The sequence below is a fragment of the Fructilactobacillus sp. X2R1C1 genome, assembly GCF_059901435.1.
In genome coordinates this window covers 1-259 of record NZ_JBWXUV010000113.1, presented here as the reverse complement: position 1 = coordinate 259, position 259 = coordinate 1, and the positions used below count along the sequence as shown (strand labels likewise).

General features: G+C 36.7%; 1 protein-coding gene. It reads right to left on the bottom strand.

Annotated elements, in window-relative coordinates; translation table 11 throughout:
• Positions 1-151: 151 nt before the first annotated feature.
• Positions 152-259, bottom strand: coding sequence for a sporulation transcriptional regulator SpoIIID (locus AC6UDG_RS07690; protein WP_500706990.1), 108 nt, complete (start codon positions 257-259; stop codon positions 152-154).

The following is a 259-nucleotide window of genomic DNA, read 5'->3' as shown; positions in this document are numbered from 1 at the left end:
CTTTAGTACTATATTTCCGTATTTTCCCATAAAAAAATCCCGGCATGGAACCGCAATCAAGGTTAAGAATAAAGCTGACACTCACTTTCATGTCCCCTTATTCATTCCCCGATTGCCCGATTTACTTCCAATTGCCGGAATGATTCAAGTATCATTTAACGATTTCTTCTTCTCTTTCAGAACGTTTATATTTTAATTTTGTCGCTTCTCCACCTCTAAGGTGACGAATGGATTTATGATAATCCAATATATCCTTCAC